The organism is Oceanisphaera sp. IT1-181 (assembly GCF_033807535.1).
Classification (GTDB): Bacteria; Pseudomonadota; Gammaproteobacteria; order Enterobacterales; family Aeromonadaceae; genus Oceanimonas.
In genome coordinates this window covers 3457907-3475945 of record NZ_CP136856.1, presented here as the reverse complement: position 1 = coordinate 3475945, position 18039 = coordinate 3457907, and the positions used below count along the sequence as shown (strand labels likewise).

Sequence of the window (18039 nt, the reverse complement as noted above, 5' to 3'; positions counted from 1 at the left end):
ATGAACCAATATCAGTTGCAGGTAACTGCCCAGTTTCGCCCTGAAGTACTCGAAAGAGTATTGCGCCTGACTCGCCACCGCGGCTTTCGCGTCGCTCAGATGGACATGACCACTCAAGACGCGAATCTCGTCATTAATATGCGGGTCGAGAGCGAGCGCGCTATAGAATTACTCAGTCGCCAGTTAGAAAAATTGTTAGACGTGACCCAAGTTCAAGCGCAAGTGCTAGAAGAAGCGCAAGCGCTAAAAAAAATAGCTTAAATTAGCGCCGTACGCTTTAAGCCATACGCTGTAAATGAAAAGCAGAGCGCTGTTTTAGCTTTGGCGTATGGCGTACCACGTAAGACGTATAACGATTTAATTTTTAGAGATAGGCGTCGCCTAGTAGATGGCGCCTGTATGACTCACATTGTTAGGAATATTAAGAATGCCAAAGTATCGTTCCGCCACCACTACTCACGGCCGTAATATGGCCGGTGCTCGCGCCCTGTGGCGTGCAACAGGCATGACCGAAGAAGATTTCGGCAAACCCATTATTGCGGTAGTGAACTCCTTTACCCAGTTTGTACCGGGCCACGTGCACCTCAAAGACATGGGCCAGTTAGTGGCGCGCGAAATTGAAGCGGCCGGCGGTGTTGCTAAAGAATTCAACACTATAGCTGTCGATGATGGCATCGCCATGGGCCACGGCGGCATGCTGTACAGCTTGCCGAGCCGTGACCTGATCGCTGACTCGGTCGAATACATGGTGAACGCTCACTGTGCCGATGCCATGGTGTGTATTTCTAACTGTGACAAAATCACTCCCGGTATGTTGATGGCAGCATTGCGGGTGAATATTCCGGTGATTTTTGTCTCCGGTGGCCCTATGGAAGCGGGCAAGACCAAGTTGTCTGATCAAATCATCAAGCTCGACTTAGTCGATGCCATGATCCAAGGCGCCGATCCTAACGTCAGTGATGCCCAGAGTGAGCAAACTGAGCGTAGCGCTTGCCCAACCTGTGGCTCTTGCTCAGGCATGTTTACTGCAAACTCCATGAACTGCTTAACCGAAGCTCTGGGTTTATCTCAACCTGCTAACGGTTCTTTGCTGGCCACGCACGCGGATCGCGAGCAGTTATTTAAATCAGCCGGTCACCGTATTGTTGAATTGACTAAGCGCTACTACGAGCAAGACGATGCCTCTGCTTTGCCGCGCAACATTGCCACTAAAGCGGCCTTTGAAAACGCTATGGTATTAGATGTGGCCATGGGTGGCTCGACCAATACCGTACTGCACCTGTTGGCCGCCGCTCATGAAGCGGGCGTTGATTTTACTATGGCCGACATTGACCAGCTGTCTCGTAAAGTGCCGCAGCTGTGTAAGGTGGCACCTTCTACCCCTAAATATCACATGGAAGACGTGCACCGTGCCGGTGGCGTTATGGGTATTTTGGGTGAGCTGGCCCGTGCCGGTTTACTGCACACCGAACTGCCAACTGTGCTGGGCATGACCCTGGCCGAACAGTTAGCCAAGTACGATATTATGGTTACCGAAGACGAAGCGGTAAAAACCATGTTCCGCGCTGGTCCTGCCGGCATTCGTACCGTTAAAGCCTTCAGCCAAGATTGCCGCTGGCCCACACTGGATGACGACCGCGCCGAGGGTTGTATCCGCAGCCTAGAGCACGCCTATAGCTTAGAGGGCGGCTTGGCCGTACTGTCTGGTAATTTAGCGGTAGACGGTTGTATCGTGAAAACCGCCGGCGTGTCCGACGATAATTTAGTGTTCCGAGGGCCGGCCCGCATCTATGAGTGCCAAGACAGCGCAGTAGAAGGCATCTTGGGCGGTCAAGTGAAAGCCGGCGACGTAGTGGTTATTCGCTACGAAGGCCCGAAAGGCGGCCCAGGCATGCAAGAAATGCTGTATCCGACCACCTATTTGAAGTCGATGGGGTTGGGCACTAAGTGTGCGCTGATCACCGACGGTCGCTTCTCTGGCGGTACATCTGGTTTATCTATCGGTCACGTTTCGCCAGAAGCGGGCAGTGGCGGTACTATTGGCCTAGTAGAGAACGGCGACATCATCGACATCGATATTCCGGGCCGCAGCATAGTTTTGGATGTGTCAGATGCTGAGTTGGCAAGCCGTCGCGCGGCTATGGATGCCAAAGGGGATCAAGGCTGGCGCCCAGTGGACCGCCAACGTGAGGTGTCCTTCTCATTACGCGCTTATGCGTCATTGGCGACCAGTGCAGACAAAGGTGCGGTACGCGATGTCAGCAAACTGGGGGGATAAGATGGCACAACCGGCATTGAAAGAAGCCGCCGCATTACGCTCTGCGAGCGAGTATTTACGTCGTATCTTGCTGTCTCCTGTGTATGAGGCCGCAAGAGTGACGCCTTTGACGCATTTGAAGAAAATTTCTGAGCGCTTAGGCCACTCGGTATCGCTAAAGCGCGAAGACATGCAGCCCGTGCATTCTTTCAAGCTAAGGGGTGCTTATAACAAGATTGCGCAGTTAAGCCCTGAGCAGCTGCAAGCCGGGGTGATTGCTGCCTCGGCCGGCAACCATGCCCAAGGCGTGGCGTTGTCGGCCGCCAAGCTTGGCATTAAAGCCACCATAGTGATGCCGGTCGTGACGCCGGATATTAAGATTGATTCGGTGCGCGGCTTTGGCGGTAAGGTGATTTTGCACGGTAATAACTTCGATGAAGCTTATGCCCGTTGCATCGAGCTGGCCGAAGAGCATCAGCTCACGCTGATCCCGCCGTTTGACGATCCGGATGTGATTGCCGGTCAAGGCACTATTGGCCGCGAATTACTGGAGCAAGACACTCGCTTAACCCACGTATTTGTACCTGTGGGTGGCGGTGGTTTGGCGGCGGGCGTGGCTGTGTATATTAAGCAGCTGTTGCCGCAAGTGAAGGTGATAGGCGTGGAAGCGGAAGGCTCTGCCTGTTTAAAGGCGGCGCTGAAAGCCGGTGAAATTGTCACCCTAGACCGCGTTAGTACCTTTGCCGATGGCGTGGCCGTAAAGCGCATGGGCACGGAGACCTTTCGCCTCTGTCAGCAGTATCTCGATGGCGTGGTGACCGTCAGCTCAGATGAAATCTGCGCTGCGGTGAAGGATATTTTTGAAGATACCCGCGCCATTGCCGAGCCTTCGGGTGCGCTGGCGCTGGCAGGACTGAAAAAATACAGCCAAGCGGGGGATTATTCCCATGCGCGCATGACTGCCATCTTAAGTGGCGCTAACGTGAATTTTCACTCTTTGCGTTACGTGTCTGAACGTTGTGAGCTGGGCGAGAAGCGTGAAGGCTTGCTAGCGGTGACCATTCCCGAGCGAAAGGGTGCCTTTGTGGCCTTTTGTGAAGTGCTGGGTAATCGCATGGTGACGGAGTTTAACTATCGTTATTCATCCAACGACAAGGCGGCGGTATTAGTGTCGGTGCGTTTGACGGATGGCGATCGCGAGTTAACCCAGATCATGATGGAGCTAGAACAGTCGGGCTATCAAGTGGCCAATATGACGGACAACGATTTAGCTAAATCTCATGTGCGTTATATGGTGGGTGGTCGCCCGCCTAAAGCGTTACATGAGCGCTTATATAGCTTTCGCTTTCCTGAGCAGCCGGGTGCCTTAATGCGCTTCTTAAACACTTTGGGCACGCGTTGGAACATTAGCTTATTCCACTATCGTAACCAAGGGGTCGAGTTTGGCCGTGTGCTCTGTGCTTTTGAGTTGCCGGATGCGGAGTTAGCTGACTTCGAACAGTACTTGGTGGAGTTAGGTTATCGTTGGGATGACGTGACAGAAGATGCTGCATATCAGTTCTTCTTGGCTCATTAATGGTCAGTTAGTCTTTTTATAGGAGGCTTGCGGAACATAATGAAAGGGGAATAAGGGAGAGGCAACACGATAATCCTGATGGGTTATTGTGTTGCCTTTTTTTATGCCAACGCAGCCTAGGTGCGTCTGAAAACGAGTGCAATTATGGTTCCATTAAGCTTTGTGACAGAACCAAAAATACACTTATAACGCTGGTGGTGTACCTTCAGCGTTAGAGATAACGGCATCAATTTGTACCAATGCGTCCATCGGGATAGCTGATACGCCAACGGTCGTTCTTGCAGGAAGATCGCTGTTGAAGAAAGTGGTGTAAACGTCGTTTACCGCATCTATATCGGCGATATTTTTCAGCTGGATATTGATTTTAACCGCATCGTCCATCACGTGGCCGATACTTTCTACAATCGCTTGAATATTTGTTAAGCACTGCTTTGCCTGCACGGTTACATCACCCGCTACCAATGCACCCGTTTTAGGGTCTACAGGTAATTGAGCTGAAAGGTGATTGTAATGAGAGAAGGCGACCGTTTGTGTAGATAGAGCGCACTTTGGGGCATTGTCTGTGTTGTTTGCTTTGATGACGATGCCATGTCTGTCTTCAACAGCTTGTGGAGGCGTGCCATCTCCGTGTGACACAACCGCATCAATCTGTACCAAAGCATCCATAGGCAAAGCTGAAGCTGCAATGACGGTTCGTGCAGGAACATAGGCCACAGCTCTGGCAATGGACGAGTCTGGGAAAAATGTGCTGTAGACTTCGTTGACGGCATCAATGTCAGCAAGGTTTTTCAGGAAGATATTTACTTTAACAATATCGTCAAAGGGAACGTCGATACTTTCTAAAATAGCCTTGATATTCTTCAGGCACTGGCCAGTCTGCTCTTTAACGCCACCCGCGACCAGTTTACCCGTTGCAGGGTCGACCGGTAATTGAGCTGAAATATTGTTGTAATGAGAAAAAGCCACTGTGTGTGTGGAGGTCGAGCTAGTAGGCGCATTTTGTGTGTTTTTTGCCACCTTTACCAGGTCGCAAGGCGCTTGTGGGGCCGTTCCTTCACCGTTTGAAATAAGGGCATCAACTTGCAGTAAGGCACCATCCAGAGGCAAAGCTGCCACTGCGACTGTCGTCCGTACAGGAAGGTAGTTCTGAAAGAAAGTTGCATAAACGGCGTCTACAGCGTCAATGTCCGCGATGTTCTTCAAGAAGATATTGATTTTAACAACATCGTCCATGACGTGGTCGATGCTTTCCACAATAGCTTTAATGTTCTCAAAGCACTGCTTTGCTTGCTCGGTGACATCACCCGCTACAATGGCACCGGTTTTGGGGTCAACGGGCAATTGAGCTGAAATATTATTGTAATGAGAAAAAGCGACAGTTTGTGTAGAGACAGAACTTACTGGTGCATTTTCCGTGTTTATTGAACGCTTGATAATAGTGCCACTCATATCGATATATCTCCTATTTGATATAATTTAACTGGGTTTCAGTTTGACTCGGTTCCACCGTCTTCTTTTTAGCCCGTACAGAGCTGGTAATGGTTCAAGACGGGACACCTAAATTTAAAAAGCCGCACGAAAGCCCGCGCGGCTTTTTGGACTCGCCCTTATAGGACAACTTTATACTCGGGGAGGATCAGCCAGCAGCCAATACACCACCAATAACTGCAACCACGCCACCCAGAGCACGGGTAATGCGGTTATCGGCTTTCAGCATGACGGTGCCCAGGCTACGGCCAACAAAGGTAATGGCCAGGGTGGCGAGGACGAAGCCGGCCATGTAAGACATCAGGCTGGCGCCAGCGCTCATTTCGGTGCCGTGTGCGTAGCCGTGGGTGATCATGAACAGGGCGACCAGGGTACCGCCAACGGCGGTGGGCAGTTTTGCCATGGTGGCGATCAGAATACCGGCCAGCAGCACCGACATGGCGATGCCCATTTCCACACCAGCCAGACTCAAGCCGCCCCAGGCTAGGGCCGCACCCACCATCATGCCACCCACGACAAACAAGGGAGTGCCATTTTTCATTGCGGTGTTCTGGCGGATGCTCCAGAAACCGATGGCGGCCATGGCCAGCAGGTGGTCAAGGCCCATCATGGGGTGCAGCAAGCCGCTGAGAAAATCGTTGTGGGTGTGCAGCACGCCATGGCCGGGGTGGGCTACGGCTGCGGTGGCGGTTAGCATTAGGCCAACGGTCATCAGCAATTTGGTCATTTTGTTCATGGTGTTCTCCGTTTGTTCTTTCTGTTTACTATTAAGTTATTTTACTACTGTGTTTTGACTAGGTCGGGACCGCTTAGGCAGTGCTGCCCACTTTTCCGGGTCTGCGCTCGGGCAGCATGCCCTGCTTCAGGATGAAGCTGATGATTTCTTCCACGCCCACGCCGTCGTACAGGTTGGCGAAGATGAAGGGACGCTCGCCGCGCATTTTTTTGGAATCTCGCTCCATGACATCCAGCGAGGCATGCACGTATTGGGCGATGTCGATCTTATTGATGATCAGCAGGTCCGATTTGGTAATGCCGGGGCCGCCTTTGCGGGGTATTTTGTCGCCGGCCGATACGTCGATTACGTACAGGGTCAGGTCGGACAGCTCTGGGCTGAAGGTGGCAGACAGGTTGTCGCCGCCAGATTCGACCAGCACCAGTTCTAGGTTGGGGTGACGCGCCTGCAGATCGTCAATGGCCGCTAGGTTCATGGAGGCATCTTCGCGAATGGCGGTGTGCGGGCAGCCGCCGGTTTCTACGCCGAGAATGCGGTCGGCTGGCAGGGCGTCGTGCTTCAGCAGAAAGTCGGCATCTTCACGGGTGTAGATGTCGTTGGTGACCACGGCGATGTCGTAGTGATCTTTCAGGGCTTTACACAACTGGCGCAACAAGGCGGTTTTGCCGGAACCAACCGGGCCACCTACGCCTACTCGTAAACAATGTTTCATTGCTAACTTTCCTTCTTGTGAGGTCGAAGCGGTCAGCTTCGGAATAATCTTGAATATTGGGTTTCATGCTGGGCACTGCCGAGGGCCAGCCCCGGCAGAATCGGGCCCAGTTGCTCGTCGGACAGCGCCAGTGCGGTTTCAACAGCGGCCACCATCTTGGGGCGCAACTGTTCGTTCAGGCGTTGCGCCGCGGTATGCCCTAAGGGCATGGCTTTGCACGCCACCGCGAGCTGGTTTTCCAGCCAGCCCCAGACAAAGCCGAGCAAGCTTTGACGCACCGGCACTTGCCGTTGGTGTGCGGTCCAGGCGAATACGGTGACGTAACCGGGGTCTTCCGGCAATTGGGCGTGGCCCTGCTCAGCCTGCGGTTGCAGCGACAGGCTGGTGAGCAAGCGCATCAACGCCAGCCCTAAGCGCGTGTCTTCATCGCTGAGTTCGGCGGTTTCGCGGTTGGCGTGTAGCCAGTCGTTCCAGAATGCCAGGCCGTCGCTGTCGCTTTTGGCCCAGCAGTTCTGTAACCGTGCCAGCACCGGCAATTCGCAGCGGCTCAGACCATCGTCGAGCACACCTTCCAGCCACTCACCCAGTTCCTGTTCGTTGCGTACCCAGCCTAGCTCAAACGCACTCTCCAAACCTTGTGACCAGGCGAATGCACCAATCGGCAAAGCCGGGCTGATCAGTTGCATCAACCCCAGTAGTGCCAGATCACTGGCCACGACTGGCTGGTTATCAGTGTGCATGGTTATGGCCGTCGTCATGAGAATGCCCATGGGAGTGATCATGTCCGTGACCATGAGAATGAGCGTGCTCACGGCCGGCCTGTGCGTAAGCGCCGGATTCCGGATCAAACGGCGCCTGGTGGTGGCTCAGGCTAGCACCCAGCAGTACCGCCAGCTCTTCCAGTACGTGGTCCGGAGGGAATCGCACCCAGTGACGGCCGTCTGCATCTGCGCCAATGGCGAGTGACACGTGGCGGTTACCCAGGTGGTAGCACAGGCGGCCCAAGGGCAGACCGTTGCCGATGAACGCGGTGGTGACCGGCTCGTCGGCGGCACAAACACGGATCACTTCACCGCTGCTGGCTTGCAGCAGGTCGCCGTGGCGCAGCACCGGGCCACGATCGAGGAACAGGCCGACGTCGCGGCCGTTATCGGTCACCGCCTTCAGGCGGCCACGAATGCGCAGCTCATAGGGTAAGGTCAGTGTGTCGTACACCTCGGCCTGAGTGCTGCCGTCTATTCGCTGTGTTAATTCAAGCATTTAGTTGTCCTTGCAAGCGGTTTAGAACAAATGATAGCGCTGGGCCAATGGCAACTCGGACAGCGGCTCACAGGTCAGTAACACGCCGTCTGCGCGCACTTCATAGGTTTGCGGATCTACCGTTAGCTCAGGGCAGGCGTCGTTCAGCTTCATATCGCTCTTACGCATCTGGCGGACGTTTTTAACCGCCACCAGCGGGCTCTTCAGGCCCAGTTTTTCTTCCAGCCCGGTGTTCATGGCGGCCTGACTGACGAAGGTCATTCGCGTTGCGGCTGCTGCTCTGCCTAAGGCACCAAACATGCGGCGGTAATGCACCGGCTGGGGCGTGGATATGGAAGCATTAGGGTCGCCCATGGCTGCGCCGGCGATCATGCCGCCTTTCAGGATGATCGACGGTTTGACGCCGAAGAACTTGGGTTTCCACAACACCAAATCTGCAAACTTTCCGACTTCTATGGAGCCGACTTCGTGGCCAACGCCGTGGGTAATGGCGGGGTTGATGGTGTATTTGGCGATGTAACGCTTCACGCGGAAGTTGTCGGTGCCGCGTTCTTGGTCTTCCGGCAACAGGCCGCGCTGTAAGCGCATTTTGTGCGCGGTTTGCCAAGTGCGACATACCACTTCACCAATGCGACCCATGGCTTGGGAATCCGAAGATATCATCGAAATCACCCCCATGTCGTGGAGGATATCTTCGGCGGCAATGGTTTCGCGACGGATGCGGGAATCGGCAAAGGCCACGTCTTCCGGGATATTCGGATCCAGGTGGTGACATACCATCAGCATGTCGAGGTGTTCATCAATGGTGTTAATGGTGTACGGCCGAGTCGGGTTGGTGGACGACGGCAATACGTTAGGCAGACTACAGGCGACGATAATATCGGGAGCATGACCACCACCGGCACCTTCGGTGTGGTAGGTGTGAATGCAACGGTCTTTGAAGGCCGCCAGGGTATCTTCCACAAAACCGGATTCGTTCAGACTGTCGGCGTGAATGGCGATCTGAATATCATAACGATCGGCCACATCCAGCGCGTTGCTGATGGAGGCCGGTGCTGCGCCCCAATCCTCGTGGATTTTCAGGCTCATGGCACCTGCTTTGACCTGTTGCTCCAGCGCTTCTGGCGTACTGGCGCTGCCTTTGCCGAGAAAGCCGATGTTGATCGGTAAATCGTCTACCGCTTGCATCATTTTTCCCAAGTGCCAGGGGCCGGGAGTGTGGGTGGTCGCGACCGAGCCGGTGGCTGGGCCGGTACCACCGCCGATCATGGTGGTCAGGCCACTCATCAGCGCTTCATCCACCTGCTGTGGGCAAATATAGTGCACGTGGGTATCGACGCCGCCCGCGGTAAGGATGTGACCTTCACCGGCGATGATTTCAGTACCGGGGCCGATAACGATGTCGATATCGGGCTGGGTATCCGGGTTACCGGACTTGCCGATAGCCGCGATGCGACCGTTTTTCAGGCCCACATCGGCTTTAACGATGCCCCACCAGTCGATGACGATGGCGTTAGTGATGACAGTGTCCATCACGGCGTCGTCGCAACGCTGGCTCTGACCCATACCATCACGAATCACTTTGCCGCCACCGAATTTTACTTCTTCACCGTAATGGGTGTGGTCGTGTTCGATTTCGATCCACAATTCGGTATCACCCAGACGAACTCGGTCACCGGTAGTCGGTCCATACATATCCGCATATGCTTGGCGGGAAATCTTCATGTTGCTGCTCCCTCTTTCGAGCTCTTATCTAGTGGTCCCATAACCTCACCACGAAAGCCGTAAATACGGCGCAGGCCGGAAAACGGAATCAACGACACTTCACGACTCTGGCCCGGCTCGAAACGAATAGCCGTACCTGCGGCTATAGCTAGGCGATAACCGTAAGCTTGTTTACGATCCAAGCGCAACGCCGGATTGGTTTCGGCAAAGTGATAGTGGGAACCGACCTGTATGGGGCGGTCACCGGTGTTGGCGACACTAATGGTGATGCTTTCACGGTCGACACACAGTTCGATGTCACCGCTTTGCAGTTGATATTCACCGGGAATCATGGTTAGCCTCCTCAGACAATGGGGTGATGAACGGTGACCAGCTTGGTACCGTCGGGAAAGGTTGCTTCGACTTGCACGTCCTCGATCATCTCGGCAACGCCGTCCATCACATCGTCACGGGTCAGTATTTCACGGCCGGCACTCATCATGTCCGCCACGGTGCGGCCTTCACGAGCGCCTTCCATAATGGCGCAACTGATCAGCGCGATCGATTCAGGGTAGTTCAGCTTGAGTCCTTTGGCCTTGCGGCGTTCGGCAAGCAGCCCCGCAGTAAACAACAGCAACTTATCTTTATCTCTTGGTGTTAATTCCATCGCTAACTCCGTAGCCGTCGACGTTTTGTATTGATGACCTATGCCACATAACAAGCATAGGCGCTGATCGGCGCCAAAGCAGGAGCTTTGACGTGAATAATCAGGTCAGCCAGATCCGAGGTATGGTGGCCTCGTGTCCGGTCAGCCGCGGGCGCAGAATGACACGCGCCTGCTGAAACAAATCCCATATTTCATTACGTTCATGGCCGAGGTAGCGAAGCAGCAGCACGCCTCGGCGATAAGTCACCGCCCAGCGACAGCTGGCTGGCAGCTGTGAACGTAGCGCTTCGATAGCTTCAGCGGGATCGGCCAGACCAATCGCCCACAAGGTAGCGTGTACGGTCGCACCTCCCTGGCCCCATTTACCGATGAATCGGCGATGGTTGGGGTCTAGAGACTGGCGTTCTAACCATAAGGGGCGGCCATTTCGGGTAACCTGAAAGCGTTGTTCAAGGTAACCGCTCGCAAACGGCAAATCACTGGCGGGGCGGCCAAGGCCGAGAATTTCCCAGCCTAAGCATTTGGCGTTGTCTTCCAGTTCGATGATGAAGGTTTGCGCGCCGCGAGAGCCGTCGAAGGCCAGAGTTTCCTGGGGCAGCCATTCTAGTGTGGCATTATCGGCCACTTTTAGATGGGTGTGCTGAGTCCAGGCCACGCCATTGCTGTCGGCTCTGTAGAGTTTGTTCGCCGCTGGCGTGGTCAACAGGGTGTGAGCACCTGCCGCTACGGTGACATCCACGTTGAGAGCATCACCACTGACCAAGCCACCGGGTGGGTGTAACAGATATACATGGCAGCAGCCGTCGCGACCTTCCGGATAAAACGGTCTTTGCACGCGCAAGGGCCCAAAGTGATGAGCTTTGATCATACTGGTGATGTTGGTATTACCGGCCGAGCGGACACCAAACCCCAGTGTTAAAGAGGCCGCCCAGTGGCGGCCGGCATCAAAGCGATGCCCAGAATCCACGACTGCCCGTTGTTTTACGGGCATATAAGAGAGAGTCGTCATGCCATCGAACACCTTTTTATGATCCCAATACAGCGCCGTCGCCGAATCATCAGCCGATTTTCCTGACAGGCAGGACTATAAGCTGAAGATAGCAGAATGATCGGGAACGTCCACGGTCAGGTTGACGGATTCGGCTTATCTGCCGCCGCCAGTTATTAGCTTGCGAGCATTCATTGCTGGAAAATGTAAAAATGGTATAGATAAACTTCGTATACAGGTTAGGGCGGAGACGAACGTCTCTGGGTGTGTATGCCAATTTGAGGAACTCAAAGGCCTGAAAAAACAGACTTTTCGAACCACCAGCTGTGCCCTGTGCCGATTATATCGCAATGAAAAACAATCGTCTAGGAACCAGTGTGCAATTTTGGGAAAAAATTAATTTAATTTGGTTCCCAAGCTCATGTGGCCAATTATTGGCCACATGAGCTTGGCCAGAGTGGAGAGGTGCGGGTTTTTAATATCCAATTAATTAAGTAATGGCTCTATTTTGTTGTTCTGTAAAGTTAGGACACCCGCAGACAATGCGGAACTCAAGAAGAGGAAACAGAGTTCTCCTTTGAATCTTAGAATTAAAGATGCACAGAGCTTTATTCAAATAGTTATGAACCCTGTGGTCTATTATAGTCGTTGCAATACTCGGGATAAAATACTGATATATCCAACTTGAGCCATTTGTCAGACTGATTGCTCGAGCATCATCAATTAGAGTATAACGTCAGCAGATAGCGATCAAAAAGTCTATCAGTGGTTGGTTGCGTCATCATGTTATCAGTTGGAACAATGACTGCTTCTCTAACAAGGCGGTATGACGCTTATAGCTATTATTAGACTAAATATCTGACCAAAAGGGAGAGGTGTGAATGAAACTAGGATTTATTGGTATTGGCTTAATGGGCAATCCCATGACTCAGCGGTTATTGAACGCAGGCTTTGCCGTTACCGTGTGGAATCGCAGTGCCGATAAGCTAGCTGAGGTTAAAGCCGCTGGCGCAACTGTCGCTAACTCTATCGCTGAGCTGGTTGAGCAGGTGGATGTTATCTTGCTGTGCGTGGCCAATACCGAAGTGGTAGAGACGGTGGTATTTGGTGTCGGTGGCGTGGTCGAAAATGGCGGCGCCGATCAGTTGCTAGTGGATTTTTCTAGCTCAGACCCCACTGCCACTCGCGAGTTTGCCGCCAAGTTAAAAGACGCTTGCGGCATGAACTGGGTAGACTCACCGGTTTCCGGTGGCGTTGTGGGTGCAGAACAAGGCACGCTGGCCATTATGTGTGGCGGTGAAGCGGCAGATATTGCGCGCATTCAGCCCATTTTGGCGCCCTTATCACAGCGCTCCACTCATATGGGGCCAGTAGGCGCGGGCCAAGTCACTAAAGTCTGTAACCAGATGATAGTGGGTTGTAACTTAATGGTATTGGCGGAGATGATGGCATTAGCCAAAGCCTGCGGCGTGGCAGCGGATAAGATTCCCGAAGCGCTGGCCGGCGGCTTTGCCGATTCTAAGCCGATGCAAATCACTGGCCCGCTAATGGCCGCTGAGTCAGACCCAGATCCTAAGTGGCATGTACGCACACTGTTAAAAGACTTGGATATGGCCGTTAGCCAGAGCAAGCTCGAAGGCACCGCCGTGCCCATGTCTGGTTTGGCGGCACAGCTAATGCGCCAACACGGCAGCAAAGGCTTCTTAGAGCGCGACCCAGCAACGCTTATCAAGTTATACAAAGACTAATCACTACGAGAAACAGATTAGATGAAGGAGCCGCAAGGCTCCTTTTTTGTTTTGGAGTGGTTAGAAGTTAAACCCACACTAAAACCAGACCTTAAAGATTTTTTCGCAACGGAATCCGCGGAACCCACGGAAAAATAGAGAACAAATCTGAAAATATTAATGGGTAAGATCAGTGCACCAGCCCCTGCGTTGCCGGCCGTCTCTTCAGCGAAGAAGACTTCGCCGGTTATGCGTAGCAGAATGCGTTGGTGGCTCTGTCGTTGCTATGTTTCGCTCACCAATAATGAGCCCTTTCGACCTTAGCTCATCTTAATTTTTCTGTGGATTCCGTGTTCTTCCGTTGCAAAATAGCCTTATCTTTTGATCTTTATCTTATTAGTGGCCCATAAAAAAGGAGCCTTTCGGCTCCTTCTGCGTATCTGGAGTGATCACTACTTTTAGTCTATTTCAACTTTTGCAGCTTCACTTCTGTAGCTTTTGCTTCTGTAACCTTTTCTTCAGGAACTATAGCAACTGCTGTTCCGAGTGCTAGGCTTCGGCGATAGTAATCGTTGGCTTGGCTTACCTCTTCACGCTGCTCGGCTAAGCCCGCCAGCAAGATGTAATCTGCAGACTTAGGCTGCAAGCTGATGGCTTGTTGCAAGTGTTGCTCGGCCAGCTCAGGCTTATCGTCCTTTAAGTACAACTGACCTAAGGTCGAGTGCAATTGGGCAGAAGAGTGGTTCTTGGCCTTTTTCTCGAGGTTGGTCAGCAGTGGATGATAGTCGCTCAGCTGTAACTGCGTCATGCATACCAAGAGTCGTGGGTTTGACTCTTTATTGATGCCTTCCAGCAATAACTGCTGTGCTTCTTGATGGGCCTTTAAGGCAATTAATCGCTCACACAAGGGCACCAAAATATCCGCTTGATACTTCTCTTTGCGAGAGAGCCCTTGCCATAAAGTAATTAAACCGGCACTGCCTTCGGTCTTGGCCACGCTATCAAACCAGCCCGCATAAGCCTGTTGCTTGAGCGCTTGCTGCTCACTCGTTTCAATCAACCCTTGGCTGGCTAACACATCCAGTGTGGTCATCAGCTCAGGCCATTGACCAGTCGCTAAATACACGTCTTTTTGCAGCTTAAGTAGCGCCGGATGGCTGCCATATTCTTGGTTTAACTGCTGCACACCGGCCAAGGCTAATTCAAATTGGCCTTCTTGGTACTGCAAGCGGGTTTGCGTTAAGCCCACCGCTAAACCGGCACCCGGGTTATGCTCCTGCGCTAAACGCAGATAATCATCGCGCTTAGTGTCATGGCCTAACGCCTGAGCGGCAGTGGCAGCATTAAGGTAGTTAAGCAGTGCTAAATCATTGCCTTTAGCGCCCTTGAGGAGCATTTTTTCTGCTACCGCATAGTCTTCGGCTACCAAGGCTTGCATGCCACTTTGGGTGTAGTTCAGCGCCTTACGGCGGCGGCGACCTACAAACCAGCTGCGCGTTTTATGGCCTAAGCCAAAGATGCGGCCCAGCAGCCATTCAATAAACAGCAGCAGCATATAAAACAACACTATGCCCACTAAAAATACCGTGGCCGTGGTTTCAATGGTGTAATTACCCACCGCTAGCAGTGCATAGCCTTGTTGACCGCTAATGTTAGGCCCAATAATCAGGCCGGCGGCCAGGATGGCGATGATAATCGCAAGACGTATCATGGACTTCCCCTTACTGGCCAGTTAACAGGCGTTGTAATCTCTCATCCAACAGCTGCTTCAAATTGTCTTGAGCGCTAAACTGCTGTGGATATTCGACTTTGATTTGTTGACCGCGTAACTGCTCGATTTGCTCCAACATAAATTGACGAACGCTGTCATCAGCAAAGTAGGTCGTTAACCAGTCACTGGCTTGTTCGAGCGCGCTGTCATAGATTTCTTGCTGATCGCGATAGACCGCCAACTGTGCTTGTAACAGCGTGCCTTTCAAGTTTTCGCTTAAGTACCAATGCTGCTGCGGTGATAACAGTGCATCTACCTTGCCATCGCGGCGGCGCACGGTGACAAAATCATCACTGAAGCTTGACCAGCTTTTCTTTAAGTTCTCTTTCCAATCACTCACCGAGCCTGAGACGGTAAAGTCAGGCTCTGCTGCTTGCGCTAGGATCACGCCGTCTAACTTCAGCTTATCCACTTGATTGCTGATGCTATTGAGCTTGATCACCAGGCCTTCGCGGTCGACTTTTGGTACCGATTTAATGGCAGCAATGTCTTCTGCTAATGCGCGGCGCACCGGCGCTAGGCTGGGATCGTTCACGGCAGCTAAGCGCTCATCCGCATTGGCCAGCATCATGGCGGCAGACACACCGTCTTGCTCTAACCACAACTTACGACCCGCCATACGTACTAAATACTCGGCTTCCGCCAGCATCCAGTCGTTGGGGCGTTTGGTGTCTAAATCTAAGATTTTGCGCGATAAGCCTTCGAGCTGCTCATTCACCCCATCTTGCTGGCTGGCCACGCTGGCTAATTGCTTGGCTTGTTTACCTTCGGCGTTCTTGAGAGCGTCTTGTACTTGCTGCTGTTGCTGTTGCAACTGCTGCTGTAATTGCTGGACCTGTTCGGCTTGCGCGAGCGCTTGATTATGGCCATGCCAATATAAAAAGGCAGCCAACAAGATGGCAATAATAATGGCGATAATGCCCAACACCTTGCCTGCGTTTGAGCTTTTTGAAGGCGTAGGCTCGACGGGCGGCGGTGGCGGAGCCGTAGCACCGGCCGTACTTTTAGCGTGAGCCGGGCTGTTGGCGGTTTCGCTTTGACCGAGCTTAGCGTCTGCAGGCTTGGATCCGCTCGTTGAGCCTGTACTAGTGGTGCTCAATGTGGGCTCCGGCTTGACCGCGTCCGCTTTGGCATCGGTAGCCAAAGTAGAGGTGGCAGGCTGTGTTTTACCGCTGTCGGGCGTACTTGCGGGTGCCATCGCGGGCGCACTGGCACCCTTGCTGACTGCTGCCGTCAGTGGAGTCTTGCTTAGGTCTGCAGATTTTTGCTCACCGGTAGCCGTATTATTATGCTGTTGGTTCTTATCAGTCTTGTCTGTCATTGGGGTTCCTTTCATCCAGAGCGGCAATCAGAGCCTGATTGGATGCACCTTCTGCATTTATGATCTGAGTGAAGCCCAGCTCCTTGGCTTCTTCTACTACGCGTATGCTGGGCACAATCAATAAACGGCTTAGCAGCCAGTCCTTTGCGCTGGCCGTTGCCAATTGCACAATATGGCTTAATAAACCACCACTGGTGATGATAATACTGTCCACACCTTGGCTCTGCCAGCTTTTCAACAGTTTTCCATCTGGGTCTTGAAGATATTGGCGACGATATACTTCACAATAATCGACCCTTGCCCCGCGTCCGGTCAAGGTGGGCGCTATCATATGCCGCCCACCGTTACCGCGTAAAATAACTACGCGACGCTCAGTTAATTCATCTAAGCCGGGCAACGCAATAATGCCCTCAGAGCGCGGGTCGTCCGGTACGGCGGCGCCTAAGACGCCCACGGTGGCAAAGGCATTGCCGGTGGCTTCGCCCACCGCGATATAGTGAGCCTTAGGCCAAACTAAGCCTTTGCTCTGTAAGGCAGTATGCGTAAAATTTACCGCTTGTACGCTGACCGCTATCACATAATCTGCGCTTGAAAGCGAACTCAGTAACGCGGGTAGGCGGTTGAGCTCATTACCCTCTACAAAGCTGAGCAAAGGGCTGGTCACCGGTTGGTGGCCGGCCGCAAGCAAAGCTTGGCTTAAACTACTGGCCTGAGGCTCGGGGCGCACCACCAACGGGATCATGACTCAACCACCTCGGCTAGTATTTTATCGGCACCACGGGCGAGTAAACGCTTGGCCATTTCGGCACCCATTTCTTTACCTTGGGTAGCAGGACCAGTCATTTCTTCATAAATCACTTCGCTGCCATCAGGGCGGCCTACTAAACCGCGCAACCACAGCTGGTCGCCTTGCAATTCTGCATAAGCACCAATGGGCACCTGGCAACCGCCCATCAAGCCTTTATTCATGGCGCGCTCCGCTTCTACGCGCAGGCGGCTCTCGTAATGATCCAAAGGCGCTAATAATGCGAGTAACTCGGCGTCATCAACGCGGCATTCGATACCCACGGCACCTTGGCCATTGGCGGGCAAGCTGTCTTCTGGGCTCATTAAGCCGGCAATGCGGTCTTCTAGATCTAAGCGCTTCAGGCCGGCGGCAGCCAAGATAATGGCGTCATATTCGCCGTCATCGAGCTTGCGCAAACGGGTTTGCACGTTGCCGCGTAGTACTTTAATTTCTAGGTGCGGATAACGAGCGCGAATTTGGCATTCGCGGCGCAAGCTGGCGGTACCAACCACAGCACCGGCAGGTAACTGCTCTAAATGGGTATAGTTATTGGAAACAAACGCATCGCGCGGGTCTTCGCGCTCACAAATTACCGTTAAGCCTAAACCTTCAGGAAACTCGACTGGCACGTCTTTCATAGAATGTACGGCGATGTCGGCTCTGCCTTCCAGCATAGCTTGCTCTAATTCTTTAATAAACAAGCCTTTGCCGCCAATCTTGGCCAAAGGTGTGTCCAAGAGCACGTCGCCTTTAGTGGTCATGGGCACCAGTTCAACGGTAATGTGCGGATGCAGCAATTCCAGCTGCTCTTTAACATAATGAGCCTGCCACAGGGCCAGCAGACTCTTGCGCGTAGCTATACGTATGGTGCGATTTGCCATTTGAATCTCTTCTCAATATCCACTAATGACTCGATATTATCATTCCTGTGCTGTCATTACAGGGGAGAAAGCCGCTTAGGCACCATCTTGAAGCGGTTTGGTGCGACATATATTGTTCATCTATTGCCAAATTGTTACCATGATCACACTTTTGACTCGATTTG

Annotated in this window: 16 protein-coding genes and 1 pseudogene; 4 read left to right on the top strand and 13 right to left on the bottom strand. The window is 52.9% G+C overall.

Annotated elements, in window-relative coordinates:
- The 3 genes from ilvM to ilvA all read left to right on the top strand — a co-directional run bounded on the left by ilvM (position 1) and on the right by ilvA (position 3833).
- On the top strand, positions 1–261 hold the full coding sequence (gene ilvM, locus R0134_RS15425; protein WP_319782827.1) for an acetolactate synthase 2 small subunit: 261 nt from the start codon (positions 1–3) through the stop codon (positions 259–261).
- Positions 262–427: 166 nt separating this feature from the next.
- Entirely contained in the window at positions 428–2278 is a 1851-nt protein-coding gene (gene ilvD / locus R0134_RS15420) for a dihydroxy-acid dehydratase (protein WP_319782826.1), read from the top strand.
- Between the two features lies 1 nt (position 2279).
- Complete coding sequence (gene ilvA, locus R0134_RS15415; protein WP_319784391.1) at positions 2280–3833, top strand: threonine ammonia-lyase, biosynthetic; 1554 nt, start codon at positions 2280–2282, stop codon at positions 3831–3833.
- Positions 3834–4016: 183 nt separating this feature from the next.
- On the opposite strand, the gene R0134_RS15410 is transcribed toward ilvA, so the two are convergent.
- The 9 genes from R0134_RS15410 to R0134_RS15370 all read right to left on the bottom strand — a co-directional run bounded on the left by R0134_RS15410 (position 4017) and on the right by R0134_RS15370 (position 11409).
- Complete coding sequence (locus tag R0134_RS15410) at positions 4017–5282, bottom strand: RidA family protein (RefSeq protein ID WP_319782825.1); 1266 nt, start codon at positions 5280–5282, stop codon at positions 4017–4019.
- Between the two features lie 187 nt (positions 5283–5469).
- Entirely contained in the window at positions 5470–6057 is a 588-nt protein-coding gene (locus R0134_RS15405; protein ID WP_319782824.1) for a HupE/UreJ family protein, read from the bottom strand.
- A 73-nt stretch (positions 6058–6130) separates the two neighbouring features.
- Positions 6131–6769 (bottom strand): urease accessory protein UreG, encoded by a 639-nt coding sequence (gene ureG, locus R0134_RS15400; RefSeq protein ID WP_319782823.1) that lies wholly within the window; start codon positions 6767–6769, stop codon positions 6131–6133.
- 32 nt (positions 6770–6801) lie between these two features.
- Positions 6802–7527 (bottom strand): urease accessory protein UreF, encoded by a 726-nt coding sequence (locus R0134_RS15395; protein ID WP_319782822.1) that lies wholly within the window; start codon positions 7525–7527, stop codon positions 6802–6804.
- The gene (gene ureE, locus R0134_RS15390) at positions 7499–8029 is read right to left on the bottom strand and encodes an urease accessory protein UreE (protein ID WP_319782821.1); all 531 of its coding nucleotides are present in this window, start codon (positions 8027–8029) and stop codon (positions 7499–7501) included. Before ureE ends, R0134_RS15395 begins: the two co-directional genes overlap by 29 nt.
- 21 nt (positions 8030–8050) lie before the next feature.
- On the bottom strand, positions 8051–9754 hold the full coding sequence (gene ureC / locus R0134_RS15385; protein WP_319782820.1) for an urease subunit alpha: 1704 nt from the start codon (positions 9752–9754) through the stop codon (positions 8051–8053).
- Positions 9751–10086 carry an urease subunit beta gene (locus tag R0134_RS15380; RefSeq protein WP_319782819.1) on the bottom strand — a complete coding sequence of 112 codons (336 nt, stop codon included), beginning with the start codon at positions 10084–10086 and terminating at the stop codon, positions 9751–9753. Before R0134_RS15380 ends, ureC begins: the two co-directional genes overlap by 4 nt.
- An 11-nt stretch (positions 10087–10097) precedes the next feature.
- Positions 10098–10400 carry an urease subunit gamma gene (ureA, locus tag R0134_RS15375; protein WP_319782818.1) on the bottom strand — a complete coding sequence of 101 codons (303 nt, stop codon included), beginning with the start codon at positions 10398–10400 and terminating at the stop codon, positions 10098–10100.
- 100 nt (positions 10401–10500) lie between these two features.
- Positions 10501–11409 (bottom strand): urease accessory protein UreD, encoded by a 909-nt coding sequence (locus tag R0134_RS15370; RefSeq protein ID WP_319782817.1) that lies wholly within the window; start codon positions 11407–11409, stop codon positions 10501–10503.
- An 860-nt stretch (positions 11410–12269) separates the two neighbouring features.
- On the opposite strand from R0134_RS15370, the gene R0134_RS15365 reads away from it, so the two are divergent.
- Positions 12270–13136 carry an NAD(P)-dependent oxidoreductase gene (locus R0134_RS15365; RefSeq protein ID WP_319782816.1) on the top strand — a complete coding sequence of 289 codons (867 nt, stop codon included), beginning with the start codon at positions 12270–12272 and terminating at the stop codon, positions 13134–13136.
- Positions 13137–13578: 442 nt separating this feature from the next.
- Here R0134_RS15365 and R0134_RS15360 read toward each other — a convergent pair whose 3' ends face one another.
- From R0134_RS15360 to hemC, 4 genes and pseudogenes are all read right to left on the bottom strand, one after another.
- Complete coding sequence (locus tag R0134_RS15360) at positions 13579–14826, bottom strand: heme biosynthesis HemY N-terminal domain-containing protein (RefSeq protein WP_319782815.1); 1248 nt, start codon at positions 14824–14826, stop codon at positions 13579–13581.
- A 10-nt stretch (positions 14827–14836) separates the two neighbouring features.
- Positions 14837–15859: pseudogene (locus tag R0134_RS15355) on the bottom strand (uroporphyrinogen-III C-methyltransferase); the annotation flags it as partial.
- A gap of 331 nt (positions 15860–16190) precedes the next feature.
- Complete coding sequence (locus R0134_RS15350) at positions 16191–16949, bottom strand: uroporphyrinogen-III synthase (RefSeq protein ID WP_319782813.1); 759 nt, start codon at positions 16947–16949, stop codon at positions 16191–16193.
- The gene (gene hemC, locus R0134_RS15345; protein ID WP_319782812.1) at positions 16946–17875 is read right to left on the bottom strand and encodes a hydroxymethylbilane synthase; all 930 of its coding nucleotides are present in this window, start codon (positions 17873–17875) and stop codon (positions 16946–16948) included. The genes R0134_RS15350 and hemC overlap by 4 nt, the downstream gene beginning before the upstream one ends.
- Between the last annotated feature and the right edge of the window lie 164 nt (positions 17876–18039).

Coding starts and splice junctions, on each gene's coding strand:
- R0134_RS15370 (WP_319782817.1), bottom strand. CDS start 11,409: ATGACGACTCTCTCTTATATGCCCGTAAAACAACGGGCAGTCGTGGAT.
- R0134_RS15380 (WP_319782819.1), bottom strand. CDS start 10,086: ATGATTCCCGGTGAATATCAACTGCAAAGCGGTGACATCGAACTGTGT.
- R0134_RS15365 (WP_319782816.1), top strand. CDS start 12,270: ATGAAACTAGGATTTATTGGTATTGGCTTAATGGGCAATCCCATGACT.
- R0134_RS15360 (WP_319782815.1), bottom strand. CDS start 14,826: ATGATACGTCTTGCGATTATCATCGCCATCCTGGCCGCCGGCCTGATT.
- ilvM (WP_319782827.1), top strand. CDS start 1: ATGAACCAATATCAGTTGCAGGTAACTGCCCAGTTTCGCCCTGAAGTA.
- ilvA (WP_319784391.1), top strand. CDS start 2,280: ATGGCACAACCGGCATTGAAAGAAGCCGCCGCATTACGCTCTGCGAGC.
- ureE (WP_319782821.1), bottom strand. CDS start 8,029: ATGCTTGAATTAACACAGCGAATAGACGGCAGCACTCAGGCCGAGGTG.
- ureA (WP_319782818.1), bottom strand. CDS start 10,400: ATGGAATTAACACCAAGAGATAAAGATAAGTTGCTGTTGTTTACTGCG.
- R0134_RS15405 (WP_319782824.1), bottom strand. CDS start 6,057: ATGAACAAAATGACCAAATTGCTGATGACCGTTGGCCTAATGCTAACC.
- ureG (WP_319782823.1), bottom strand. CDS start 6,769: ATGAAACATTGTTTACGAGTAGGCGTAGGTGGCCCGGTTGGTTCCGGC.
- R0134_RS15395 (WP_319782822.1), bottom strand. CDS start 7,527: ATGACGACGGCCATAACCATGCACACTGATAACCAGCCAGTCGTGGCC.
- ilvD (WP_319782826.1), top strand. CDS start 428: ATGCCAAAGTATCGTTCCGCCACCACTACTCACGGCCGTAATATGGCC.
- R0134_RS15410 (WP_319782825.1), bottom strand. CDS start 5,282: ATGAGTGGCACTATTATCAAGCGTTCAATAAACACGGAAAATGCACCA.
- R0134_RS15350 (WP_319782813.1), bottom strand. CDS start 16,949: ATGATCCCGTTGGTGGTGCGCCCCGAGCCTCAGGCCAGTAGTTTAAGC.
- ureC (WP_319782820.1), bottom strand. CDS start 9,754: ATGAAGATTTCCCGCCAAGCATATGCGGATATGTATGGACCGACTACC.
- hemC (WP_319782812.1), bottom strand. CDS start 17,875: ATGGCAAATCGCACCATACGTATAGCTACGCGCAAGAGTCTGCTGGCC.